General features: G+C 59.7%; 18 protein-coding genes and 2 tRNA genes. 6 read left to right on the top strand and 14 right to left on the bottom strand.

Going from position 1 to position 25,702, the window contains the following annotated elements:
- Positions 1-137: 137 nt before the first annotated feature.
- From QMX86_RS00675 to QMX86_RS00660, 4 genes are all read left to right on the top strand, one after another.
- Positions 138-224: transfer RNA gene (locus tag QMX86_RS00675), tRNA-Leu, on the top strand.
- Between the two features lie 180 nt (positions 225-404).
- Positions 405-491, top strand: a tRNA-Leu gene (locus tag QMX86_RS00670).
- A 311-nt stretch (positions 492-802) separates the two neighbouring features.
- On the top strand, positions 803-1,813 hold the full coding sequence (locus QMX86_RS00665) for an extracellular solute-binding protein (RefSeq protein WP_282383751.1): 1,011 nt from the start codon (positions 803-805) through the stop codon (positions 1,811-1,813).
- Positions 1,813-3,378: an iron ABC transporter permease gene (locus QMX86_RS00660; RefSeq protein WP_282383749.1), complete on the top strand. Its 1,566-nt coding sequence runs from the start codon at positions 1,813-1,815 to the stop codon at positions 3,376-3,378. The genes QMX86_RS00665 and QMX86_RS00660 overlap by 1 nt, the downstream gene beginning before the upstream one ends.
- A gap of 90 nt (positions 3,379-3,468) precedes the next feature.
- Here QMX86_RS00660 and QMX86_RS00655 read toward each other — a convergent pair whose 3' ends face one another.
- From QMX86_RS00655 to QMX86_RS00645, 3 genes are all read right to left on the bottom strand, one after another.
- Positions 3,469-5,403 (bottom strand): methyl-accepting chemotaxis protein, encoded by a 1,935-nt coding sequence (locus tag QMX86_RS00655; protein ID WP_065615501.1) that lies wholly within the window; start codon positions 5,401-5,403, stop codon positions 3,469-3,471.
- A gap of 139 nt (positions 5,404-5,542) precedes the next feature.
- Positions 5,543-6,832 (bottom strand): adenylosuccinate synthase, encoded by a 1,290-nt coding sequence (locus QMX86_RS00650; RefSeq protein WP_016771943.1) that lies wholly within the window; start codon positions 6,830-6,832, stop codon positions 5,543-5,545.
- A 54-nt stretch (positions 6,833-6,886) separates the two neighbouring features.
- Positions 6,887-8,074 (bottom strand): ATP phosphoribosyltransferase regulatory subunit, encoded by a 1,188-nt coding sequence (locus QMX86_RS00645; RefSeq protein ID WP_016771944.1) that lies wholly within the window; start codon positions 8,072-8,074, stop codon positions 6,887-6,889.
- 88 nt (positions 8,075-8,162) lie between these two features.
- Between QMX86_RS00645 and QMX86_RS00640 the strand changes: the two genes are divergently transcribed.
- The gene (locus QMX86_RS00640; protein WP_150638270.1) at positions 8,163-8,369 is read left to right on the top strand and encodes a hypothetical protein; all 207 of its coding nucleotides are present in this window, start codon (positions 8,163-8,165) and stop codon (positions 8,367-8,369) included.
- Between the two features lie 17 nt (positions 8,370-8,386).
- Here the strand turns inward: QMX86_RS00640 and hflC are convergent, their stop codons facing one another.
- From hflC to QMX86_RS00595, 9 genes are all read right to left on the bottom strand, one after another.
- On the bottom strand, positions 8,387-9,256 hold the full coding sequence (hflC, locus tag QMX86_RS00635) for a protease modulator HflC (RefSeq protein WP_016771945.1): 870 nt from the start codon (positions 9,254-9,256) through the stop codon (positions 8,387-8,389).
- A complete protein-coding gene (gene hflK, locus QMX86_RS00630) occupies positions 9,256-10,422 on the bottom strand; it encodes an FtsH protease activity modulator HflK (RefSeq protein WP_024011368.1) in 1,167 nt (388 codons plus the stop codon). Before hflK ends, hflC begins: the two co-directional genes overlap by 1 nt.
- Before the next feature lie 96 nt (positions 10,423-10,518).
- Positions 10,519-11,820: a ribosome rescue GTPase HflX gene (hflX, locus tag QMX86_RS00625; RefSeq protein ID WP_041480728.1), complete on the bottom strand. Its 1,302-nt coding sequence runs from the start codon at positions 11,818-11,820 to the stop codon at positions 10,519-10,521.
- Between the two features lie 12 nt (positions 11,821-11,832).
- The gene (gene hfq, locus QMX86_RS00620; protein ID WP_016771947.1) at positions 11,833-12,099 is read right to left on the bottom strand and encodes an RNA chaperone Hfq; all 267 of its coding nucleotides are present in this window, start codon (positions 12,097-12,099) and stop codon (positions 11,833-11,835) included.
- Between the two features lie 95 nt (positions 12,100-12,194).
- Positions 12,195-13,166, bottom strand: coding sequence for a tRNA (adenosine(37)-N6)-dimethylallyltransferase MiaA (miaA, locus tag QMX86_RS00615; protein ID WP_071174239.1), 972 nt, complete (start codon positions 13,164-13,166; stop codon positions 12,195-12,197).
- Complete coding sequence (gene mutL, locus QMX86_RS00610; protein WP_041480730.1) at positions 13,166-15,073, bottom strand: DNA mismatch repair endonuclease MutL; 1,908 nt, start codon at positions 15,071-15,073, stop codon at positions 13,166-13,168. The genes miaA and mutL overlap by 1 nt, the downstream gene beginning before the upstream one ends.
- Positions 15,070-16,500 (bottom strand): N-acetylmuramoyl-L-alanine amidase, encoded by a 1,431-nt coding sequence (locus QMX86_RS00605; RefSeq protein WP_024011366.1) that lies wholly within the window; start codon positions 16,498-16,500, stop codon positions 15,070-15,072. The genes mutL and QMX86_RS00605 overlap by 4 nt, the downstream gene beginning before the upstream one ends.
- Complete coding sequence (gene tsaE / locus QMX86_RS00600) at positions 16,501-16,971, bottom strand: tRNA (adenosine(37)-N6)-threonylcarbamoyltransferase complex ATPase subunit type 1 TsaE (RefSeq protein WP_016771950.1); 471 nt, start codon at positions 16,969-16,971, stop codon at positions 16,501-16,503.
- Positions 16,959-18,458 (bottom strand): NAD(P)H-hydrate dehydratase, encoded by a 1,500-nt coding sequence (locus tag QMX86_RS00595; protein ID WP_282383741.1) that lies wholly within the window; start codon positions 18,456-18,458, stop codon positions 16,959-16,961. The genes tsaE and QMX86_RS00595 overlap by 13 nt, the downstream gene beginning before the upstream one ends.
- A 63-nt stretch (positions 18,459-18,521) precedes the next feature.
- Between QMX86_RS00595 and queG the strand changes: the two genes are divergently transcribed.
- Entirely contained in the window at positions 18,522-19,622 is a 1,101-nt protein-coding gene (gene queG / locus QMX86_RS00590; RefSeq protein WP_073471674.1) for a tRNA epoxyqueuosine(34) reductase QueG, read from the top strand.
- Between the two features lie 56 nt (positions 19,623-19,678).
- Here the strand turns inward: queG and QMX86_RS00585 are convergent, their stop codons facing one another.
- Entirely contained in the window at positions 19,679-24,427 is a 4,749-nt protein-coding gene (locus tag QMX86_RS00585; protein ID WP_282383735.1) for an RHS repeat-associated core domain-containing protein, read from the bottom strand.
- 80 nt (positions 24,428-24,507) lie between these two features.
- A complete protein-coding gene (locus tag QMX86_RS00580) occupies positions 24,508-25,494 on the bottom strand; it encodes a hypothetical protein (protein ID WP_151551023.1) in 987 nt (328 codons plus the stop codon).
- Positions 25,495-25,702: the final 208 nt, after the last annotated feature.

Genomic DNA, 25,702 nt, shown 5'->3' with positions numbered 1-25,702 from the left:
GCCTTGTATCGACGCTCGGAGACCGTTTTGAACGCCGCTGGTAAAAAAATTCAGTTTTTTCTGCGGCAGGGGTTTACAGTTAAAAAGACGCTCCGTATAGTGCGCGCCATCGACGACGCACAAGCGCTTTCGATGATGCCCAGGTGGTGAAATTGGTAGACACGCCAGCTTCAGGTGCTGGTGACCTTACGGTCGTGGAAGTTCGAGTCTTCTCCTGGGCACCAATTTCGAGTTTGAGACTAGATCAGTTTCAACACTCACACAAAACCCGCGAAAGCGGGTTTTTTGCATTTGCGGGAAAGCTTTTGCTCACACTGATTTATTAAAACCAAATCAGGGGTTTACAGATCAAAAAGGCCTCCGTATAGTGCGCCACATCAACAGCGGCAACGCTTGCGATGATTGCCCAGATGGTGAAATTGGTAGACACGCCAGCTTCAGGTGCTGGTGACCTTACGGTCGTGGAAGTTCGAGTCTTCTTCTGGGCACCAATTCAAATTCAAGGTTCAGGCCTTGGATTTCACAAAAACCCGCGAAAGCGGGTTTTTGCGTTTCTGGCTTCCTGAATTTCCGCAGGTCTTGTAGGAGCTTGTAGGAGCTGATGAGTGCAACGAGGCTGCGATCTCTTGATCTTGCTTTTCCCCGCAACTCGCAGGAGGCAGATCAAAAGATCGTCCGAACGCGGCCCGAGCCTTCGGCAGCTCCTACCCGATCCCCTTGTCCCGCATAAGGCGCACTTGAGAAACAATATCGTTTATCATTGTTGCAAGTTTTTGCAATGCGACAGTGAGGAACCCTGCGAATGACGTTTCGAAATACCCTGCGCCGAGGCCTGACCTTCACCCTCCTCGGCCTGGCACTCGCCACTCCCCTCACCCAGGCTGCCGATGCGGTTTCCCTGACTCTCTACAACGGCCAGCACAAGGAAGTCGGCGACGCGATTGCCAAGGCTTTCGAAGCCAAGACCGGCATCCACGTCAACGTGCGCAAAGGCAGCAGCAACCAGCTCGCGAGCCAGATCATCGAAGAAGGCGACCGCTCGCCCGCCGATGTGATCTACACCGAAGAGTCGCCGCCGCTGAACAACCTCGGCGAACAGGGTCTGCTGGCCAAGGCCGATGACGCCACCCTAGCGGTTTTGCCGGAAAAATACGTCGCCGCCAACGGTACCTGGATCGGCGTTACCGCCCGCGTCCGCGTGGTCGCGTTCAATCCGAAACTGATCGATGAAAAAGACCTGCCGAAATCGGTGATGGAATTCTCCGAGCCGCAATGGCAAGGCAAGGTCGGCTTCGTTCCGACCAGTGGCGCCTTCCAGGAACAGGCCGTAGCAATCATCAAACTGCACGGTCGTGACGCTGCCGAAGAATGGCTGACCGGCCTGCGTGCGTTCGGCAAGATCTACAGCAACAACATGGTCGCGCTCAAAGCGGTGGAAAACGGCGAAGTCGCCACCGTACTGGTGAACAACTACTACTGGTTCGCCCTGCAACGCGAGAAAGGCAAGCTCGACTCCAAGCTGCATTATTTCACCGGCGGCGACGCTGGCGGCCTGATCACCGTGTCCAGCGCTGCCGTGCTGAAATCCAGCAAACATCCAAAAGAAGCCCAGCAATTCCTCGCCTTCATGGCCAGCGAAGAAGGTCAGCGGGTGATCACTCAGACCACCGCTGAATACCCGCTGCACAAAGGCATGGAGTCGGATCGCGGCCTCAAGCCGTTCAGCGAACTGGAAGCGCCGAATGTCACTCCGGCGGACCTGGGCAATGCTGAAGAAGCGCTGGAGCTGGAACGCGAAGTTGGCCTGAACTGATGGCAGCATCGTTATCGGCCCCCGCCGCGCGCGCGGGTTACGTGCCACGACGCAAAAGACCGTCAATCTGGCTGGTGCTGCCGGTATTGCTACTGGTGGTCATGAGCCTGCTGCCACTGGCCTATGTCGGACTGAAAGCCTGGCAGGCCGGCTGGGCCGAGGCGCTGCATTTGCTGTGGCGCCCGTATGTGTTCGGCCTGTTGCGCAACACCTTGGCATTGATGGTCGGCGTGACGGTTACCTGCGCCTTGATAGGTCTGTCGCTGGCGTGGCTGCTAGAGCGCAGCAATCTGCCGGGGCGGCGCCTGTGGGGCGTGATCCTGTGCCTGCCGTTTGCGGTGCCGGCGTTTGTCAGCAGCTTCACCTGGGTCTCGCTCAGCGCGCAATTCGAAGGCCTCGGCGGGGCGATTCTGGTGATGAGCCTGTCGAAGTATCCGCTGATCTTCCTGCCAGTTGCGGCGACCCTGCGCAATCTCGATCCCTCCCTCGAAGAATCCGCCCGCACGTTGGGACAGAATCGCTGGGGCGTATTTTTCCGCGTCACCCTGCCGCTGCTGTGGCCATCGCTGCTGGCCGGTTCGCTGCTGATTGCCCTGCACATGCTGGTGGAATTCGGCGCGCTGTCGATCATTGGCCTGCAAACCTTCACCACGGCGATCTACCAGCAATTCGAACTGGAATTCAGCAATGCCAACGCCGCGATGCTTTCGGCGGTGTTGCTGGCGCTGTGTCTGCTGTTGTTGTGGCTGGAGCTGCGCGTGCGTGGCAAGGGCCGGCATGTGCGCACCGGCCAAGGCGCGGCGCGACAGGCTGAACAAGTAAAGCTTGGAGCGTGGGCGGCGCTTGGTCAGTTGTATTGCCTGTTGCTGGCAATTATCGGCAGTGGCGTTCCGCTGGGGATGTTGGCGTATTGGCTGGCGGTCGGCTCATCGGCGGCGTTCCCGGTAGCGGCGATCACCGAGGCGCTGCTGTCATCGCTGGCATTGTCATTGGGCGGTGCCGCGCTGTGTCTGGTGCTGGCGGTGCCGGTCGGGTTGCTGGTGGTGCGCTATAAAGGCCGATTGGCAATCTGGGCCGAACGCCTGCCTTATCTGTTGCACGCGCTGCCGGGGCTGGTGATTGCGTTGACGCTGGTGTATTTCGCCCTGCATTACGTGCCAGTGCTGTATCAGACGTCGGGCTTGCTGCTGATCGCCTATGCGCTGCTGTTCCTGCCATTGGCGCAGGCGCCGATCCGTACCGCGCTGAACAAGGCTGCACCGCAGCTGGAAGAAGCGGCGCGGACATTAGGCGCATCGTCGTTCACGGCGTTTTGCCGGGTGACCTTGCCGATCATTTTCCCGGCACTGGGCGCAGCGTTTGCGCTGGTGTTTCTTGATGCGATGAAGGAATTGACGGCAACGTTGCTGCTCAGCCCAACCGGACTCAATACATTGGCGACCGAAGTCTGGGCGCACACGGCGAATGTCGAGTTTGCGGCGGCGGCGCCTTATGCGGCGTTGTTGATTGTGGTCTCGGGGTTGCCGGTTTATCTGCTGACGACGCGGATGTATCTGAGCCGCTGATACCGTATTCGCGAGCAGGCTCGCTCTCACAATGGGTTGAGTTTCCCTGTGGGAGCGAGCCTGCTCGCGAAGAGGCCAGCCCGGATAACACTAAGCGCGGAACTGCCCCAGGCTGGCTTTCAATTGCGCAGCCAGACCATCCAGCACCTTGCCACTGGCCGTGGTTTCCACCACTGCCTGCGCCGCTTTCTCGGCCTGCGCATGAATCGTTTCGACGCGCCCACGCACTGCCTGTGCACCCTGCGCCTGATGCGCTGCTGCTTGCGTCGCCAGACCGATCGCCGCATGCACCTGCTCAACCGAAGCCTGCACCGACTGCTGCAAGCGTGCACTGTCGCGCAAAACCAGCAAACCTTCGCTGGCCTGCCGTCCGGCCTGACCAATCGCCTCGACGGCCTCACGTGCGCCCTGCTGCAAAGCGACGATGTGCGCTTGAATATCGCCCGTCGAGCTCTGCGTTTTGCTCGCCAGTGCACGCACTTCATCCGCCACCACGGCAAACCCACGCCCGGTCTCACCGGCCCGCGCCGCCTCGATCGCAGCGTTCAATGCCAGCAGGTTGGTCTGTTCGGCGATGCCGTGAATCACCGTCAGCACCACCTCAATCTGCTCGCTCTGCTGCGCCAGTCGCTCGATGACCTTCGCCCCGGTATCGACCTGCCCGGCCAGCGCTTCGATCAGGCTGCCGACCTTGGCGGAAGTACGAGTGTTCTCATCGGTGGCCTGACGAATATCGACAACCTGCTTCAGCGCCGCCTGCATTGCCTGACTTTCCGACTGCGCCTCGTCTGCCATTTGCGACAGCGCGCGCAGGCTTTCTGCAACTTCATCGCGCTGCATTCCGGCAGCCGCATCGGCGCCAGCGTTGCGCAAAGTCATCGCGCCGATTTCCACGCCAGTGCGCTGAGCGACATCACCCGCCTCGCGTACGATCGGCTGCAATTTATCCACAAAGCGATTGACCGCTGAGGCCATGTCGCCGATTTCATCCTTGCTGTTGATCTGCACACGCTTGGTCAGATCGCCCTCGCCCGCTGCCAGATCGTCCATTGCCGCATTGAGCATTTTCAGGCGATTGACCACACGATGACCGAGGACCACGGCCAGCAACAGCAGCACGCCGCAACCGACCAGCGCCAAGCCGAGGCCGATGCGCCAGCGCAGCGTGGCGGCAGCCTCTTGAACGGTTTGTGCGGTGTTGGCTTTCATTTCGCCAGCGGTGCCCTGCGCCGATTGCAGGCGCGCCTGCATTGCCTTGGCGCTGTCCGCCGCTGCGCCTTTGAGGCTGTCGCCGACCAGTTGATCGCTGCTGGCAATCAGCGCCAGGAAGCGCTTGTCGAGCTCGGCCAGATCGGTTTCCACCGAGGCTGTGGAAACGCCCATCAGCACTTTGCCGATCTCCACGCCATTGGGATTGATCGAGGCTTCGAGGTAGTAAACCGAAGGATCGTTTTTCGCCGCATCCAGCACCTTATCCAGCGCACGCTCGCCCTGGCCCTTTTCCAGCAAGGCCTTGTTGATCGGGTTTTCACGATTGAGATAACGGGTCAGATGCTGGCCGGTGGCGTCGTCATACACCACGAACAGCACGTTGGGATTGCGCTGGGCGCGGCGGGCAAACTCCGACAGCGTCGGCACGTCGCTGTCCCACATCGCACGCGGCGCTACGGATGCAAGCAACTGCGCCATGTCGTTGGCCGAATCCTTCAGATCCTTCTCCAGCGTCGCCCGCAGTTGCGCCTGCTCTTCTTTGAGGCGTGCGGACAGGCCAGCCGTGAGGCGCTGACGAGTGCTGGCCGATAACGCATCAAGACTTGAAGTGACTTCACGCCCGGCCTGCTCCAGCTCACCGGAGAGCTTCTGGCTGTCGGCACCCAGGCGCACGGCCAGATCAGCTTCGAGCGCCGTGACCGTGCTCCGCGTCAGGGCAACCGCCACCAACACCTGCACCAAAAGGGCGATACCAAGGGTAACGAACACCGGCCGCAACAAACGGCTTTGTAACAGTGAGAGAACGGCTGACACTTTAAATCCCTCTACTTCTGACGCCATTAATTTGATGGCACTCTTGTAGACAGATTCACAGCAAAGGTCATGCCGTCCAACAGGCATAAACGACAAAGGCCCCGATTAAGGGGCCTTTGTTTTTTACATCAACGACTTATCAAGCAAACGGATGACGCAGAACGATGGTTTCGTTGCGGTCCGGGCCCGTCGAAATAATGTCGATCGGCGCGCCGATCAACTCTTCAACGCGTTTGATGTAGGCACGAGCATTGGCCGGCAGCTCTTCCAGGGTCTTGGCGCCCACGGTCGATTCGCTCCAGCCCGGCACTTCTTCGTACACCGGCTGCAGGCCGACGTAGCTGTCAGCATCGGTCGGCGCAACGGCATTGCCCTGCGCGTCTTTGTAGCCGACGCAGATGTTGATGGTTTCCAGACCGTCGAGTACGTCCAGCTTGGTCAGGCAGATGCCCGAAATGCTGTTCACGTCGATAGCGCGACGCAGGATGACGGCGTCAAACCAGCCGCAACGACGGGCGCGGCCAGTGGTAGCGCCGAACTCGTGACCTTGCTTGGCCAGGTGCGCACCGACTTCGTCGAACAGCTCGGTCGGGAACGGGCCGGAACCGACGCGAGTGGTGTAGGCCTTGGTGATGCCCAGGATGTAGTCGAGGAACATCGGACCAACGCCCGAACCGGTCGCCACGCCACCCGCGGTGGTGTTGGAGCTGGTCACGTACGGGTAGGTGCCGTGGTCGATGTCGAGCAACGAACCTTGCGCGCCTTCGAACATGATGTCCTTGCCGGCACGACGCAGGTCGTGCAGCTCGGCGGTCACGTCGAGCATCAGCGGCTTGAGCAGCTCAGCGTATTCCTTGCACTCGGCCAGGGTCTTTTCGAATTCGATGGCTGGCTCTTTGTAGTAACCGACCAGCATGAAGTTGTGGTAATCCACCAGTTCACGCAGCTTGTCTTCGAAGCGCGGCATGTTCAGCAGATCGCCGACACGCAGGCCACGACGGGCAACCTTGTCTTCGTAAGCCGGGCCGATGCCGCGACCGGTAGTACCGATCTTCAGCTCGCCACGGGCCTTTTCACGGGCCTGGTCCAGCGCGACGTGGAAGGACAGGATCAGCGGGCAGGACGGGCTGATACGCAGGCGCTCGCGCACCGGTACGCCTTTCTCTTCCAGCTTGGTGATCTCGCGCAGCAGGGCGTCAGGTGCAACCACCACGCCGTTGCCGATCAGGCATTGCACGCCTTCGCGCAGCACGCCCGACGGAATCAGGTGCAAGACGGTTTTCTCGCCGTCGATCACCAGCGTGTGACCCGCGTTGTGGCCACCCTGGTAGCGCACTACGGCGGCAGCATGTTCGGTCAGCAGATCAACGATCTTGCCTTTGCCCTCATCACCCCACTGGGTGCCCAGGACTACGACATTCTTACCCATAACACTTGTCCTCATTCGCGCAAACTTGGTGCCGGCGATGGCCGGCAGGAAAACTCAAGAAGCCAGTGGCGATACTTGCCAAAGCCCGTTCTGCTGAATCAATTGCCGGTCGCAGTCCGCATCACGGGCGGCGGCCAAAGGTTGTCCAGGCAAGGCCTGAACGACACGCTGACCCTCACTGCGCAACTGGCAAACCTGCTGCCAGAGTGCCGCATCCGTACTGTCAGGCATCCAGATACCGCCAGACGGTAGCTCGATCTCAGCACGCCCCAGGGTCACCAGGGTTTTCAAATCGGTAGAGAAACCAGTCGCCGGACGGGCGCGACCGAAGTCGGCACCGATGTCATCGTAACGACCGCCCTGAGCGATGGACTGGCCAACGCCCGGCACGAACACCGCGAACACCACACCGGTGTGGTAGTGGTAGCCGCGCAACTCGCCGAGGTCGAAATACAGCGGCAGCTGCGGGAAGCGCACGGAAAGACGCTCGGCGATCGCCAGCAGATCTTCCAGCGCCGCCAGCACCGGCGCCGGCGCGTTGGCCAGACGCTCGCGGGCAGCGCTCAACACTTCACGGCCGCCACACAGATCAACCAGTGCGCGCAGCATGCCCGACAGATCGGCCGGCAGGCCTTCGGTCAGGGTAATCACTTCATCGATGGCCTTGCGCTGCAGGGCATCGAACAACTGCTGCTCGACTTCACCGGACAGACCGGCGGCGCGCGCCAGACCACGGTAGATGCCGACATGGCCGAGGTCCATGTGCACGTCCGGCACATCGGCCAGCTGCAGCATGGCCAGCATCAGGCTGATGACTTCGACATCGCTGCTCGGACTGGCGTCGCCGTACAGCTCGGCGCCCAGCTGGATCGGGCTGCGCGAGGACGACAATGCACGCGGCTGGGCATGCAGGACGCTGCCGGCGTAGCACAGACGGCTCGGGCCTTCGCGACGCAGGGTGTGCGCATCGATGCGCGCCACTTGCGGCGTGATGTCGGCACGGAAACCCATCTGCCGGCCCGATTGCGGGTCGATGACCTTGAAGGTACGCAGATCCAGGTCCTGGCCCGCGCCGGTCAGCAGGGATTCCAGGTACTCGATATGGGGAGTCACGACGAACTCGTAACCCCAGCTCTGGAACAGATCCAACACCTGACGACGCGCGACTTCAATGCGCGCCGCCTCCGGTGGCAGTACTTCTTCGATGCCATCTGGCAGCAGCCAGCGGTCTACCGTTGCCATTACGCCATTCCCCTTTGATCCGGGCGGCCAGCACTAGGCGAGCCTTGAGTGAAGCAGAAAATGACCGGAGCGTTCAAAACGCACGCGCATGAACGACGCAGCGAAAGGCCGGCTGGCGGCTTCGCCCATCACTTTCCTCGAAAAACGCTCGGGCTATTCAAACCCGATGCCTGCAACAAAAACAGCAATCAAACGTGCAGACGCAAAAAAGCCGGGAATTTCCCGGCTGCCGCATCATACACACGTTTTCCGAAAGGATCACCCCGCCCGAGGTTTTAGCCGCCGGGCGGACTGATTCAGGTCAACGTCGTATCAAGGTTTGGCTTTTTCCAGATAACGGAAGAAGTCGCTGCTTGGGTCGAGGACCAGGACGTCGGATTTGTTCGCGAAGCTTTCACGGTAGGCACGCAGGCTACGGTAGAAACCGTAGAACTCCTGGTCCTGGCCGTAGGCCTTGGAGTAGATCGCAGCAGCCTGGGCGTCACCGTCACCGCGAACCTCTTCGGATTCACGATAGGCTTCGGCCAGCAGCACGCGGCGTTGACGATCGGCGTCGGCACGGATGCCTTCGGCCAGCTCGTTACCCTTGGCGCGGTGCTCGCGAGCTTCACGCTCCCGCTCGGTGCTCATACGCTCGAACACGCTGCGGTTCACTTCCTTCGGCAGATCGATGGCCTTGACCCGGACATCGACCACTTCGATACCCAGCTCTTTTTCCGCCATCTTGTTCAGCGACGCAGTGATGTCAGCCATCAGCGCATCACGTTCACCCGACACCACTTCGTGCAGGGTGCGCTTGCCGAACTGGTCACGCAGGCCCGATTCGAGACGACGGGACAAACGCTCGTCGGCGATCTGCTTCAGACCCGAAGTCGCGGTATAGAAGCGCTCGGCATCTTTCACCCGCCACTTGGCGTAGGCATCGACCATCACGGCTTTCTTTTCCAGAGTCAGGAAGCGCTGCGTCGGTGCATCCAGCGTCAGCAGACGCGCATCGAATTTGCGCACCTGGTTGACGTAAGGCACTTTCACATGCAGACCCGGCTGGACATCGGCCTGAACCACACGACCGAATTGCAGCAGCACCGCGCGCTCGGTCTGAGCGACGATGTAGAAGCAATTCCAGCCCACCAGTACCACAACGACGCCAACGATCAGGGCGATCAGCGATTTATTGCTCATCAGCGGGTCTCCCTTGTACGCGTCTGCGGCACGTCAGTGACATGCGGCGTGACGTCCGTGTTGTTGCTGGCGGCCGAACCGGTCACCGGTGCATTACCCGAACTGTTCTGGATCATCTTGTCCAACGGCAGGTAGAGCAGATTGCTCTGGCCGTTCTTGTTGCCGGTCACGAGGACCTTGCTGGTGTTGCTGAAGACTTCCTGCATGGTGTCCAGGTACAGACGCTCGCGGGTGACTTCAGGTGCCTTGCGATACTCGGCGACCAGTTTGGTGAAGCGATCGGCCTCACCCTTGGCGCGCGAGATGGTCTCGTCGCGATAACCGTTGGCATCTTCGATGATGCGCTGGGCCTGACCACGGGCTTCCGGCACCACGCCGTTGGCGTAGGTTTCAGCCTGGTTGCGCGAACGCTGCTCGTCTTCACGGGCGCGGATCACGTCATCGAAGGCTTCCTGCACTTCACGCGGTGCCGCTGCGCTCTGTACGTTGACCTGGGTGACGGTGATACCGGTGCGATAGGTATCGAGGAAACGTTGCAGACGCTCCTTGATCTCGCTGGCCATCAATTCACGACCTTCGGTCAGCACCTGGTCCATGGCGGTGGACCCGACCACGTGACGCAGTGCACTTTCAGTCGCGTGCTGCAGGCTGATTTCCGGCTGATCGACGTTCAGCACGAAGTCCTGCAGGTTGCTGATCTTGTACTGCACGGTTAGCGGCACTTCGACGATGTTCTCGTCTTCAGTCAGCATCTGGCCCTGCTTAGTGTACGCACGCTCACGCGTCACGTTCTCCATGTACTTCTTGTCGATCGGCGGGAAGTAGATGTTCAGACCCGGGCCGACAGTCTCGTAGTACTTGCCGAAGCGCAGCACCACGGCTTGCTCCTGCTCGTCCACCACGTAGACCGCGCTGTACAGCCAGACAGCCGCCAGCACGACCAGGCCGATGCCGAGCAGACCGCCGAAGCCGCCACTGCTGCGCCCCGACCCGCCGCCGTCATCACCGCGTTTCTTACCACCACCGAACAACCCGTTCAGGCTTTCCTGCAGCTTTCGGAAGGCCTCGTCGAGATCCGGTGGCCCCTTGCGGTCGCCGTTATTGCGGCGCTTGCCACCCCAGGGATCCTGATTATTCGAGTTGCCACCCGGCTCATTCCAAGCCATAGCGCTCTCCATCTGATAAAGCAAAGACGCACCCACGGCGCGCCGACCAATGCTACAGAATGCCTGCCGTTGCGGCACAACCGCTTTGTCAGGCTTTTATTGCAAAGTGTGTTGCTCGATGAATTCCATCGGCTGCAATCCTTCGCGGCTTACCAATCGATTCAGCTCGATCCGGGGCAAACGAACGGCCAGCAGGCTGACACCTTCATCATCGTATTCTTCTTTCTGCACCGCCCCGAGTTCGAAGAACTGCGCACGCAGCCGAGCGAAGCGTTGCGGCAAGCGCAAGGTACCGACGAACAGATCACTGCCGAGCAACTCGGCGATGGCCTGTTCAAGCAGTTCCAGACCGCTGCCATCCCTCGCCGAGAGCCAGACCCGTTGCGGCTTGCCATCGGCATCGCGCTGGATCTGAGGCTCGACGCCCTCAAGCAAATCGAGTTTGTTATAGACCTCGAGGATCGGCAAGTCCTGGGCACCAATCTCGCCCAGCACCACCATCACCTGCTCGATCTGCAACATGCGATCCGGTTCGGCCGCATCGATCACGTGCAGCAGCAGGTCGGAATTGCTCGACTCTTCGAGCGTAGACCGAAATGCCTCGACCAGCTTGTGTGGCAGGTGACGAATGAAACCCACGGTGTCGGCCAGGACGATCGGACCGAGGTCGTCAAGCTCCAGCCGGCGCAGGGTCGGGTCGAGCGTGGCGAACAGTTGATCGGCCGCGTACACCTCGGACTTCGTCACGTTGTTGAAGAGTGTCGATTTGCCGGCGTTGGTGTATCCCACCAGCGAAACGGTAGGGATGTCCGCACGGGATCGGCCACGGCGCGACTGCTCGCGCTGACTGCGCACCTTCTCCAGCCGCCCCTTGATCTGGCGCAGGCGAACCCGCAGCAGACGGCGGTCGGTTTCCAGCTGGGTTTCACCCGGACCGCGCATACCGATACCGCCACCCTGACGTTCAAGGTGAGTCCAGCCGCGAACCAGCCGCGTGCTCATGTGGTCAAGCTGGGCCAGTTCGACCTGCAGCTTGCCCTCATGGGTGCGTGCGCGTTGGGCGAAAATATCGAGAATCAGCCCGGTACGGTCGATCACGCGACACTCGAAAACACGTTCGAGGTTGCGTTCCTGACTGGGCGTGAGGATGTGATTGAAAATCACCAGATCGGCTTCTTCAGCCTTGACCAGGTCGCGCAGTTCCTCGACCTTGCCGCTGCCGATCAGATATTTGGCGGTTGGCCGATGACGCGGCACGTTGAAAAACGCGACGGTCTCGGCGCCAGCCGAATTTGCCAACTCCTGAAACTCCTGCGGATCTTCGCGCGCCTCAGGGTCCTGTCCATCCAAGTGAACGAGGATGACTCGTTCACCACCACCGTGGCGCTCAAAGAACAAAGGAGACTCCTATCAGGCGTTACCCGGCGCTGCATCGGCATCGCCCTGTTCGTTTTCGGTTGCGCTAGGCAGACGAATTGGACGAACCGGCACGACGGTCGAGATAGCGTGTTTGTAGACCATCTGGCTTACGGTGTTTTTCAGCAGGATCACGAACTGGTCGAACGACTCGATCGTCCCTTGCAGCTTGATACCGTTGACCAGGTAGATGGAAACCCCGACTTTCTCTTTACGTAAAGTGTTCAGGTAAGGGTCTTGTAGCGAATGCCCTTTTGACATGTGCCGCACTCCTTTAAGGATTCAATAATAAAAACAGGTAAATTCAGATGGCTTCGGCCGTCACACCCCCAAGGATAGACGGCAATTGCAAGGACTCAGCTCAATATGGAGATGGTCCCAAGGTATTTCAAGGCGCGTGGCAGATTGTCGCAATCAAGACTGTCCAGCCAATGCAAATCGTCCCAGCTGCGCAGCCAGGTAAACTGGCGTTTGGCCAATTGGCGCGTGGCGATGATGCCCCGCTCCTGCATCTGGGCCAATGTCAGCTTGCCGTCCAGGTAATCCCAGACTTGGCGGTAGCCTACCGCACGTATAGACGGCAACCCGGAATGCAGGTCACTTCTTTTACGCAGGGCTACGACCTCGTCGATGAATCCCTGTTCCAACATATTTGTGAATCTTTGTTCAATTCGCTGGTGCAGAACCTGACGATTCGCCGGAGCAATGGCCAGGTTCGCGACAGTATAGGGCAATTGTTGGCGTCCCGAAGCGGCTGCTTCAGTACTTTGCGCAGATTGTTGCTCGCGCAGGGCGGTCATGCTCTGCCCGCTGACTCGATACACTTCCAGCGCCCGACTCAAGCGCTGCGGATCATTGGGATGAATGCGCGCCGCCGACACCGGATCGATTTGCGCCAGTTGATCGTGCAGGGCTTGCCAGCCGAGGCGTGCAGCTTCTTCCTCGATCTGCGCACGGACCTCAGGATCGGCCGCCGGCATGTCTGCCAGACCTTCGATCAAAGCCTTGTAATAGAGCATGGTGCCGCCGACCAGCAGCGGGATCTTTCCTCGCCCAGTGATTTCGGCCATGGCCTGCAACGCGTCGCGACGAAAATCGGCAGCGGAATACGCTTCAGCAGGATCGAGAATGTCGATCAGCCGGTGCGGATATTCGGCGAGCAGTTCTTTCGAAGGTTTGGCCGTGCCGATGTCCATGCCGCGGTAGACCAGCGCCGAATCGACACTGATCAATTCGCACGGCAGCACTTTAGTCAGCTCGATGGCCAGATCGGTCTTGCCCGCAGCGGTCGGGCCCATCAGGAAAATCGCTGGAGGAAGCTGGCTCATCAACGACCGCGCAGGAACAGTTTGTCCAGATCGTCCAGACCTAGCTGGGTCCAGGTCGGTCGGCCATGGTTGCATTGACCGCTGCGCTCGGTGTTTTCCATATCACGCAACAGGCCGTTCATTTCCGGCAGGGCCAGGCGTCGATTGGCGCGGATCGCGCCGTGGCAGGCCATGGTGCCGAGCAGTTCGTTGAGGTGCGCTTGGATACGGTCGCTGGTGCCGTACTCCATCAAATCCGAAAGCACGTCGCCGACCAGTCGATTGGCTTCGGCCTGCTTGAGCAATGCGGGAATCTGCCGGATCGCCAGGGTTTCCGGACCCAGGCGCTGCAATTCAAAACCAAGGCGCTGGAACCACGCGGCGTGTTCTTCAGCGCAATCGGCCTCGCGCTGACTGACCGCCAGCGACTCCGGCACCAGCAACGGCTGGCCACTGAGACCTTCGCTGGCCATGGCGATTTTCAGGCGCTCGTACATGATCCGCTCGTGGGCGGCATGCATGTCCACCAGCACCAGACCATGGGCGTTCTCGGACAAAATATAGATGCCCTTGAGCTGCGCCAGTGCATAGCCGAGCGGCGGGATATCTTCCTGACCGGTCGGCAGTGCGCTGGCATTGGCTTCAGGCAGCGGCGCGAAAAATTCCTTGTATGCGGCTTGCGCCTCGGCAGCAGGCACCGCCGATTGCGGACGCGGCGTGTATTGATACTGATAAGCGCCGCCAGCGCTGGCGCCGGATGACGTGTTGAACGCCGGTTGCGCCTGCGGCTGCTCCAGCAGCGCATTGGCGGCCAGACGCATCTCGCCCTGCGGGCCAAACTCGCCCGCCTCGATCCCGCTCGGCCGAACGATCGCCGTGGTGACCGAGCCGGCCAATTGATCTTCCGGACGCACATCGCCCAGCGCACGGTGCAGCGTGCCGTACAGGAAATCGTGGACCATGCGCCCGTCACGGAAGCGTACTTCGTGCTTGGTCGGGTGCACGTTGACGTCTACTGCTGCCGGATCGACCTCGAAAAACAACGCGAAGGTCGGATGCCGACCGTTGAACAGTACGTCGCGATAAGCCTGGCGTACCGCGTGGGCCACCAGTTTGTCGCGCACCGCCCGCCCGTTCACAAAGAAATACTGCAAGTCAGCCTGGCTACGGTTGAAGGTCGGCAAACCGACCCAGCCCCACAGGTGCAAGCCATTGCGTTCGATCTCGATCGGCAGCGCCTGCTCAAGGAAACCCGAACCGCAGATCGCCGCCACACGCCGTGCGCGGGCCGCATCATCGTGGGCCTCGTGCAGGCTGAGGATGGTTTTGCCGTTGTGGCGCAGATGAAAAGCCACGTCGAAGCGCGCCAGCGCCAGACGCTTGATCACTTCTTGCAGGTGATCGAATTCGGTTTTTTCGGTCTTGAGAAATTTGCGCCGGGCCGGGGTGTTGAAAAACAGATCGCGGACTTCCACCGAAGTGCCGACCGGATGCGCCGCCGGCTGCACGCGCGGCGCCATGTCACGGCCTTCAGTCTCGACCTGCCAGGCCTGGTCGGCATCGCGGGTGCGCGAGGTCAGGGTCAGACGCGCCACGGAGCTGATCGACGCCAGCGCCTCGCCACGGAAACCCAGGCTCATCACCTGCTCGAGATCTTCGAGGTTGCGAATCTTGCTGGTGGCGTGACGGGCCAGGGCCAGCGGCAGGTCATCGGCGGAAATACCGCTGCCGTCATCGCGCACGCGCAGCAGCTTGACGCCGCCCTGCTCGACATCGACGTCGATACGCTTGGCGCCGGAGTCGAGGCTGTTTTCCAGCAACTCCTTGATCACCGAAGCCGGGCGCTCAACCACCTCACCGGCGGCAATCTGGTTCGCCAGCCGGGGGCTGAGCAGCTCGATGCGCGCCGTGTTCATTACCTGGTTCATTCTTTGGACGCCAGTTCGGTGCCTGGAATGGTCAGGTGCTGACCGACTTTCAGCTCGTCGCTTTTCAGATTGTTGGCGGCGCGCAAGGTGGCCGGCGAAACCTGATAGCGCACGCCGATCATCGCCAGGGTTTCCCCCGGGCCGACACGGTGGTCGCGCGGGCCTTGGGCAATCTTGCCGGAATCACGCAGCCAGGCGATGTAGGTGCCCGGTGGCGGATTCTGCTGAAAGAACTGGCGCACGCCGCTGCTGATCGAACGGGCCAGCGCTTGCTGGTGGCTCGATGCGGACAGTTTGTTCGCTTCGTTGGCGTTGGAGATGAAGCCGGTTTCGACCAGGATCGACGGAATGTCCGGCGACTTCAGCACCATGAACCCGGCTTGTTCCACACGCTGTTTGTGCAGCGGCGTAACGCGACCGATGTTGGTCAGCACCTTCTGGCCGACGTTGAGGCTGGAAGTCAGCGACGCGGTCATCGACAGGTCGAGCAACACGCCGGCGAGCATGCGGTCTTTGTCATCGAGACTGACGTTGCCGGCACCGCCGATCAGGTCGGAACGGTTTTCACTGTCGGCCAGCCAACGGGCGGTCTCGGACGTAGCGCCTCGATCGGACAGAGCGAACACCGAAGCACCGAACGCGGCTGCGGACGGCGCGGCGTCGGCGTGGATCGAGACGAACAGGTCAGCGCCCTTCTTGCGGGCGATTTCGGTACGCCCGCGCAATGGAATGAAGTAGTCGCCGGTACGGGTCAGCTCGGCGCGGAAGCCTTTCATGCCGTTGACCTGGCGCTGCAACTCGCGAGCGATCTGCAGCACCACGTCTTTCTCACGCTGGCCGCGCGAACCGGACGCGCCCGGGTCTTCGCCACCGTGGCCGGCGTCGATCACCACGATAATGTCGCGTTTGCCGGCCGGGGCTGGCGGCAGCTTGATCGCCGGTTCGGTCGGGGTCACCGGCACTGCCGGCACGGTCGCCACCGATGGCGTCGGGGCTGGCGGCGGCGCGGCATCGGCCGGGTTGTCGAACAGATCGACCACAAGACGGTTGCCATACTGCGCGTTCGGCGCCAGCGAGAAGCTTTTCGGGGTGACGGCTTTTTTCAGGTCGATGACCACGCGCAGGTCGGTCGGGGTGCGCTGGGCCGAGCGCATCGCAGTGATCGGCGTGTTGGCGGTCTGCACGTTCAACGGCGCGCCGAGGGTGGCGCCGTTGATGTCGATCACCAGCCGGTCCGGGGCTGTCAGGGTGAAAACGCTGTGCTGCACCGGGCCACTGAGGTCAAAGACCAGTCGCGTGTTGTCCGGCGCCCGCCACAGGCGCACGCTGTTGACCTTTGAATCGGCCACAGCGTTGACGGTTACTGCCATCAACATCAGTCCAGCGGCAGCCACCAACGCGCGAAAGCGCATACCAAACCCCATCATTTAATTGGATTCCAATGCCAAAGCGGCACACCAGGCCTCGCCACGCGAGCCCTGGGCTAAAATTTTCAGCGAACGCCCGCTGTCTTGCGGGCTAATGGTAATGGTCAGGTCGGGCTTTGGCAAAAAGCCTGCACCTTTATCGGGCCACTCGATCAGGCACAGGGCATCGTCTTCGAAGTAGTCACGGATGCCGAGAAACTCCAGCTCCTCGGGATCGACCAGGCGATACAGGTCGAAGTGGAAGGCACGAATGTCACCGATCTCGTAGGGCTCGACCAATGTGAAGGTCGGACTTTTCACCGCGCCAACATGCCCCAAACCGCGAATGATGCCCCGCGACAGGGTGGTTTTGCCCATACCCAGATTGCCTTCGAGAAAAATCAGGCCATGGCCCTGGGTGACGCGGGCGATCCGTGCGCCAAAGTCGCTCATCGCCTGTTCATCGGCCAGGTACAGGGTTACTTCAGACACGGTGCTTGCTCCTCCAACAACTGACGAATGGCTGGAATCAGATCACTGGCCGCCAGCCCACGGCCGAATTTGCCTTGTTGCATACCCGCGTTGGCGTGCAGCCAGACAGCCAGGCATGCCGCATCGAACGCGTCCATGCCTTGGGCCAGCAATGCGCCGGTCAGACCGGCCAGCACATCACCCAACCCGCCTGTGGCCATCGCCGGATGGCCCTGATGACAGAGGGCCAGACGCCCATCTGGATGGGCGATCAGACTGCCGGCACCTTTCAGAACCACTACCGCTGAATACTTTTTGCTCAACGCCAGAGCAGCGGCCGGGCGATCGGCCTGCACCTCGGTGGTGCTGACGCCAAGCAAGCGCGCCGCTTCCCCCGGATGCGGGGTGATCACGCAATCCTTGGGCAACTGGACAAAATCGCTGGCCAGCAGGTTCAACGCGTCAGCGTCCCACACTTGCGGCAACGCAGCATTGGCGGCCGCCGACAACAGGGCACGGCCCCAACTGGCCTGACCGAGACCCGGTCCGACTACCAGCACCGAAACCTTTTCCAGCAGACCCATCAGTTGATTGGCTGACGAGGTGCCGAGCGCCATCGCCTCCGGCACCCGAGTCAGCGCCGCCGGCACATGCTCTGGGCGAGTCGCCAGCGAAACCATGCCCGCGCCGCCGCGCAAGGCCATTTCCGTGCTGAGCAGAATCGCTCCGCCGAACCCGTGATCGCCGCCGATCAGCAACACATGACCAAAGCGCCCCTTGTGCGAGGTCGGCGCACGCGGCGCAAGTGCTGGGAGATTAGCGGCGCTCAGGCGCTGAGCGCAGACAGGAATGTCACTGAAAATTTCGTCGGCGGCTTGCAGATCGCTGAAGACCAGTTCGCCGATATGATCCGCCGCGTCGCCAGTCAACAGCCCGATCTTCATAGCAATGAATGTCACCGTTAGATCGGCGTGGACCGCGACGCCCAGTTCACGCCCGGTATCGGCACATAGCCCGGACGGGATATCGACCGCCGCTACCGGCAAGCCGCAGGCGTTGATCGCCCTGATCGCCGATGCATAGGGCTCACGCACTTCGCCGCTCAGGCCAGTGCCGAGCAACGCATCGAGGACGACACCGCGCAGCTCGCTTTGTGCCTGCCAGCCTTGCACCACAACACCAGCAGCCACCGATTCGGCATGGGCCAGTGCGGCATCGCCCTGCAAACGCTGCGGATCGCCGACGGCGAGAACGCGCACCGTCCAACCGGCCCGCAGCGCCAACCCGGCCACCAAATAACCGTCGCCGGCGTTGTTGCCGTGCCCGGCGAGCACCGTCAGTTCGTTCGCTGCCGGCCACTTGCGCACCAGTGCGCGCCATGTCGCGCGGGCGGCGCGCTGCATCAATTCGAAGCCCGGCGTGCCGGCGGCAATCAGCCGCGCGTCGAGTTCGCGCACCTGCGCGGCGCGGTACAGCGCGTCGGGTAATTCATCTTTCGTCTGCGGCATGCGTCTTCGGGCTCCGATGTCTGGCAGAATTATACGCACCTCAGCTCCGGTTTCTCTCGCCTCATGTCCGCCATCACTACAGACCTGCCCGCCCTCGCCCAATCGATCAAGGATTGGGGCCGCGAGCTGGGCTTCCAGCAAGTCGGCATCAGCGGTCTGGACCTGGCCGAGCACGAGCAGCATCTGCAACGCTGGCTCGACGCCGGCTATCACGGCGAAATGGACTACATGGGCGCCCATGGCAGCAAACGCTCGCACCCCGACGAGCTGGTGCCGGGCACGTTGCGCGTGGTTTCCCTGCGCATGGACTACTTGCCGGGCGATACCGAAATGGCCAAACGCCTGGCTGAACCGGAAAAGGCTTACGTGTCGCGTTATGCCTTGGGCCGCGATTACCACAAATTGATCCGTAAACGCGTTCAACAATTGGCCGACAGGATCCAGGCAGAGATCGGCCCGTTCGGTTTTCGTGCCTTTGTCGACAGTGCGCCAGTGCTGGAAAAAGCCATCGCCGAACAGGCCGGGCTGGGCTGGATCGGCAAAAACACCCTGGTGCTCAACCGCAAGGCCGGCAGCTATTTCTTCCTCAGTGAGTTGTTCGTCGACCTGCCGCTACCGGTGGACGAACCGCACAGCAGCGAACACTGCGGCCGTTGCACTGCGTGTCTGGACATCTGCCCGACCAACGCCTTCGTCGGCCCCTATGTGCTGGACGCGCGGCGCTGCATTTCCTATCTGACCATCGAGCTGAAAACCGCGATTCCCGAAGAGTTGCGGCCGTTGATTGGCAATCGCGTGTTTGGCTGCGACGATTGCCAGATCGTCTGTCCGTGGAACCGCTTCGCCCGGCCGACCGGTGAAAACGATTTCAAGCCACGGCACAATCTGGATAACGCACAGTTGGCCGAGTTGTTTTTGTGGGATGAAGAGAAGTTTCTAAGTAGCACCGAAGGTTCGCCATTGCGGCGCGCCGGGTATGAGCGCTGGTTGCGCAATCTGGCGGTGGGACTGGGAAATGCGCCTTCAACGATTCCGGTGCTGGAAGCATTGAAGGCGCGACGGGATTATCCGTCAGAGTTGGTCAGGGAACATGTCGAGTGGGCACTGGAACGGCACGCCCGCCGCGAGCTTGCGAAACCGGCGAGCGCGATGTTCAAGTCGTAGCCGGACCTTGAGTGTTCCTGCTTTCGCTTTGTATCGTTTCGCTGCGTGTTCCAGGCTTACCCTTTCTTTTTTTCCTTTAAATGACCACCCAGCTGGTTGATGACCGCGATCCTCTCCTTAGCGTTTTCGGTCATATATATTCGGTCTCCTTGCGACAGATAGAGATGCATCGACTTTGATGCTGATCCGGATGGGCCATACATTGGCGTGTATTCGGCATGAATCAGCGCTGCAGAAGACGTTGGGGAGTTACCCGCCTCAATGTGCTGCATGAAGGTTTCGGCCTTTTCAAGCAAGCCCGTAAGCCCCCTTTTCTCAAGCATGTTATTTTTGGGATTGACCCTGACGAGTGACCATGGTTTTTCGGCCTCTTCCTGAACGGCCGCGCTGGCCTTCGCCTTAGCCTTGGCCGCCGCCTTGTTTCCCTTGCCCTTGATCATACCTCGGGCCATCTCTCGACCCGCTGCTTTGGAGCCTTTACTACTCAGGCCTTGCTTGAAGGCGCCAGCCAGTTTCCTGCCAGCATTGATGCCCGCTTTGGCACCAGCTGCCAGCCCTGCCCCCACCGAAGCCAGCCCGAGACCAAAACTGATCCAGCCCAATATCTCGCCCGCTTGAGAACCCGGTGCGAGTTCATTGACCACCTCGCTGGCAATACCCGCCAGGCCTGAAGCAACCGCCAGCCCCAGTGCCGTCACTGCCCATGGCGTCGCCGCGCCCATCGTCACCACGCTGGCAACAATCCCGAGAATACTGAGGCCGATGCCCAGGATCGATTGCCAGGAGACATGCCCGGTAGGGTCAACCCGATTGACCGGGTCCCCCAGGCAATAACTGTAGGCATTCAATCCGCCCGCACCGAACGGACTCATGCTATCGGGGCAAAGAAAACGCATCAGTGTCGGGCTATAGGCCCGGTAACCGTTGCCCAGCAGATACAGCCCGGTAACCGGATCCAGCTGTTCGCCGTTGAACCCCGCCAGGCTGAACAATCCGCCGTCGGCAGGACGGTGCCCATAAGGACTGTAGGCGCAATCGGTGAGGTGCTCCTTACCCAGTGTTGCCAGCACGCTTTGCTGCTGATCGGTGCCAAACAGCTGCGCGCTGCCGTTCAGACCGAGTTGCCGCTGTCCCACAAGCGCGCCACCGTGACGCACGACACTGGATGAATTTTCACCACTGACCTCATTGGCGACCCGGCCTGCGTGGTAGTAACGCTGCACAGTCGCCTTATCGGGTTGCGACAGTTCAACCAGATCGTCGAAACCGTCGTAATGGTAGCCACGGAACACTGATCCCCCCGCGTCGGACAATTGCTCAAGACGTCCGAACGCGTCATAGGCCAGCGTTCGCGCCTGGTCGTCCTTGATCATCCTGCCGTTGGCGTCGTATTCCAGCGTCGCTGCTGGTGGATAGTCGGCATGGGAATGTTTGACTGCGCTGAGCTGTACCGGATCGGGATTGTCATAACTGAATGTGGTCAGATTCACGCCCAGCGGGAACTTCGTCTGCACGGTAAGAATGTTGTCCAGCGCATCGAAGGTGAACGTCTGCTGGATAATTTCCTTGCCATACGGGTCACGGGGCTTTTGGGTGCCAGCACAGTCGTACTGGATCAAGCGCCCGCGCACGTCGTAGGTGAACTGTTCATCACGTAAGAGTTGAGTGCCACGTCTGGACACTTTCTGCGCCAGTTTGCCAGCCAGCGTGTAAGCCGATTCGAGGGTCTGGTCAGGCTGACCCTGAATCTCGAATGTACGCCTGGTTTCACGACCGATATCGTCATAGGCGAACCGGGTGATCATCTGACGCTTGATCGAGGTGTCTTCGGTTTTCGTCCACTCCAGCATCCCCGTCCGGGCGTTGTAGTGGAACTCGGTTGTCAGCAAGCCTTGCGAGGCGGATAGAAGGCGGCCGAACTCATCGTATTCGGATCTGTTGTCGGTACCGAGCACATCAACGTGGCTGATCGGTCGCCCCTGCAGGGACCAGGTACTGGACATTGCTTTCGTGACAGCGCCGAAGGTCGTCGTTTCGGATTTCAGGCGCCCGGAAGGGTGATAAGCGAAGCTGCGGCTCCTGCCGCTTTCGGTACAGGTCAAGGGTTTGCCACTGACGGGGTCATAGGTCATGGTTGTGACCAGGTCCTCTGCCTTGCGCTCAGTCAGCAAACCGCCCAGTTCCCGCAAATAAGTGAATTCGGTTTTTTTGCCATCAGCACTCTTGTACCACTGTGGCTGAGTGAAGCCCGCTTCATAGCCAGCCTCGGACTTTCGCCCGCCCACAGTACTCTGGATCAACCGCCCCAAACCGTCATACGTTTGCTGGCCCAGCACTTTGTCACCGACCTTGATGTCGATCGCCAGCCCTTCATCACTATGCTCGGCGTACTCGGTCACGACCTTACTGCCGTCGGGCAGTACATTGCGGGTCATTCGGTCAAAAACGTCGTACTCATATCGGCTGGTGTTGCCGACAGGGTCTGTCTGGCTGGCTGTGCGCCCATAACCGTCATAGGTGTAAACGGTTTTGCCCAGGCTCTTGTTCTTCAGATTGAAGCTCTCGACACTCAGCGGTTTACCGAAATCATTGACGAGGGTGATCGTCTTGCCCATGCCCTGGAGCCAATTGGTTTGCTGGCGAAGCACCGGATCCGCTTCGCTGTGTTCGATACGCCCATCATCGTGCAGCGTCTTGCTGACCTGGCCCCAGGAATCGAATTCGTAGCGGGTACTGACCGGACAAGGCTTGCCATCACGCCAATCAGTCAGCGTCACTTTCACCTTGTGACCGACCGAATCATGCAGGGCAGAATAAAGCGTGCGTGTCTGAATGAGACCGTCCTTGTCGGGATGGTCGCAGTCCTTTTCCTGAACGGTGATCACCCGCTCCAGTCCGTCATAGGCGACTTTTTGCTCGCCGCCAGCAGGATCCGTGGTCACCATTGTCGCCGGCTGCTGTTTGCTGGCGGCCAGATAGGCCCACCGGGTAGCGGCCGCATAGGGGGTGCCGGCAGCAACCGTTTTGCCCACGGCCCGGCCGATTGCATCGTATTCATATTCGATGTGCTCGCCATCGACACCGACTTCAGAGACCTGTAATCCGGTCAGCGTCGACAGCACCTTCTCACTGGTCTGCAGCACGCCGTCGAATCCGCGCGTGCTGGACCTGACTCGCAGCCTGTCACCCTCAAGCTCATAGGAAAATTCGATAGCGGTTTTTTTATCATTCAGGGTGACACTTTGCTCTTTTGTGGCTCCATGCTTGAGTGGATCCTGGGGCGTATTCAGATAGCTGCGTGCGGTTTTCGAACGCAACACCTCTACACCCTCCACCACTTCGAAAAAACGCTCCTCGATCGGTAACACAGAGGCCAGTTCGGCACCCTCCAGCGCCGGATGCAAAGCGTAGTCGTAGTAGGTGACTGTCGAAGCACCTTCCGATGCGGCAGCAATCACCGTCCTCTTTTTCGGGAACCTGGAAAAGCCCAGCGGATCCTCCGGGCAGTTATCCCCGCCACTGGCCGGATAGTATTCCGTCGTAGTCGTCACCCCCGTGGGCTCCACCTGCTTGAGCAAGTTACCTTCGCCATCGAACTCAGTGATCGTGGTTTCCACACGCTGCTGTTGGGTGCGCCGATCGAGGTACGTCACCGTATGGACTTTAGGCATGCGGAACTGGGCCACCTGCTCACTGAACGGCTTGGTAACGGAACAGTGATACTCCGTGGCAGTGGCGATCTGCGCGTCGCCACAGCTCGTAACCTCAGCCACCAACAGATGGAATTTGTTGTAGGTGCGTTTAATGCGGGTATGTACTTTGCCGCTGACCAGCAAGTGCTCGTCCGAGGTGTAGACGTAGTTGCTGGGCGCCAGATAGAGCGGATCCAGGTCACTATCCTTGGCTGGAAGGAGGCCCTGCCCAAGGAAGTTATGGTCGGAGTACGTGTATGTCTTGCACACTCTGGGCTGGCCGCGCCCTGGGTAGACATCGTGAGCGATAACAAACGGCAGTGTCTGTTCCACACCGCTGATGAAGCGGTGGCCGTGCCGCTTGTAGCGAACGATTTCGACCCCGCGCAGCGGGTTGACGATGCGATGAACATAGCTGGCCCCAGCGATGACTTCATACTCGAGTTCCCAACCTTTACCCACCGGAAGCTCGATGGCCGTTACCCGACTGTTTTTCAGAATCAGCCTGAAGTTGGAGCTCGAAGTAATGTCGGGATGTCGCGACAACGTCACCTGACCTGCCGTACGAGAAATTTTCAAAAGGCAGCGCGTGGCATCACGGACTTCGGCCAAACGGGGAGACTGGTTGAACAACTCATGTTTCAGCGTAATGCTCACGCCGTTCGCCGCGATTATTTTTTCCGCGACAGCGACCTGAGTACCGGCCAACACTTTGAGCAGTTCCCGCCGACCATCCTTGTATCGAACTTCATAGCGCCCTGCTCCAGTGACTGACACCTTCGCCGTTTGCAGTTTCATTTCCTTGAACTTCAGGCCGCTAGACGTCTCGACAGCCTTGTAGCGTTCACCGTTGGACAAGGTCATGACTTTGCTGCGCAAGTCATAATTGGTCAGGGTCAAAGACCAGCCAACGCCGAAACCACTATCGGCCTGATTGAGCGGATTGAAACTCACTGAAAGTGCAAGCTCCGGACCATTGAGATCTGCCGAGTGCAACTTGCCAAGCGAAAATGCACACGTATACATGCCCGTACGGGGATCAACGCCTCCCGAAACAAACTCACCGAAGTTGAAAGCGTTCGAATGAACAGAGGGAGAGAAATTACTTTCCATTATTAAATCGTCCTTTTATTTCCAGACTCAGATTTTGGCAGTCAACACTGGCCAGCGAAGTACGCTGACCAGACAAGAAGTCAGACAAGTCGCTTCATTGACCGCCTGGATTGATCCAGAATAAAAGTGAGCTGCTTTTTATCACCATCGACACTTAGCCGGTGCTCCGAACCGAATTCATCAATCACGGCAAATTCGAAGGCGCTATCACTTTCCCGCGCCGCTTGCGGGTCAGCGGAAACATACTGAACGAGCGTCAACTGTCCAGGCACTTTGTTGATAGGTACGGTGACGTAGCCATGGGGACTGCGAAATGTTGCCTGCAGGCCATATATAGGCGCCATATATCCATAAAAAGTTTTGCGACTACCTTGTTCACCGGGAATATTCCCGGACACATAAACCTGCACCGCATCTTCGGAATCATAAGGATCAAGTTTCACTTCACTGCTGTACCAGTCAAGAAGGTGAACCTGCCTGCCATCCGCTCGCAGGCCAATATGATAGTGCTGAACCCACTCATACAGGCCCCGATTCTGCTTCTTGTCATACTTGCTCAACGAAAAGTCACTCAGCGAGTACTCTTTCGGCGGAATCGCCTCCAGCGTGACACTGCTGTCGAAACCAACCCCATTACTTCGCAATACCGCGCCGTTCAAGGAAATCTCGGCAGCCACTTCCATGATTCCAGGTCGGGAAGCCGAAACCCAGAATTGTAAAATCTGTACCGGATCTGCGGCGCTGCTGATCCGGTTGTCAATGACCCGCGGGACTTCTGTCAGTCGCGTTGCGCCGCCCGACATTTCGTGAGCGTAACGATTTTCCTGAATCGATACATTCCATTCTCCCTCCAATGGGCGAGCACCGTTATAGGCAATCAGCCGCAGTGACTGCAATGCGGGATGTCCGTGCAGCGATACGCCGTCGCCATTGTTATCGATCCCGTGTAGCAGCACCAACACACGCACCTGCATGCGACCGTTGGCATAAAGCACTTTGTGCTGACCATGATTCGTGGTGTCGAGTTTTACCTCGATACGGGATATACCTACTTCCTCGTAAAACATTTGATAACACCTCAGCTGATTAATATATTTCACCCCTTAAGGGCTCAGCAGAGTATTAACATCGAACCTGAATATAAGAAGTCGCGACATTTGACATTTTGTGAAGAAGTAATCTTTCAACATCATCATGAATAATTCACACAGATGCTAACAACTTCAAAAAATGCGATCTGAATGTTACGCACTTCAACACTAAACCTTCGACCCC

This window comes from Pseudomonas sp. PS01270, assembly GCF_029959775.1.
Taxonomy (GTDB): Bacteria; Pseudomonadota; Gammaproteobacteria; order Pseudomonadales; family Pseudomonadaceae; genus Aquipseudomonas; species Aquipseudomonas atacamensis.
Note: the sequence above shows the minus strand (reverse complement) of the source record. Positions and strands in the feature narration are given on the sequence as shown.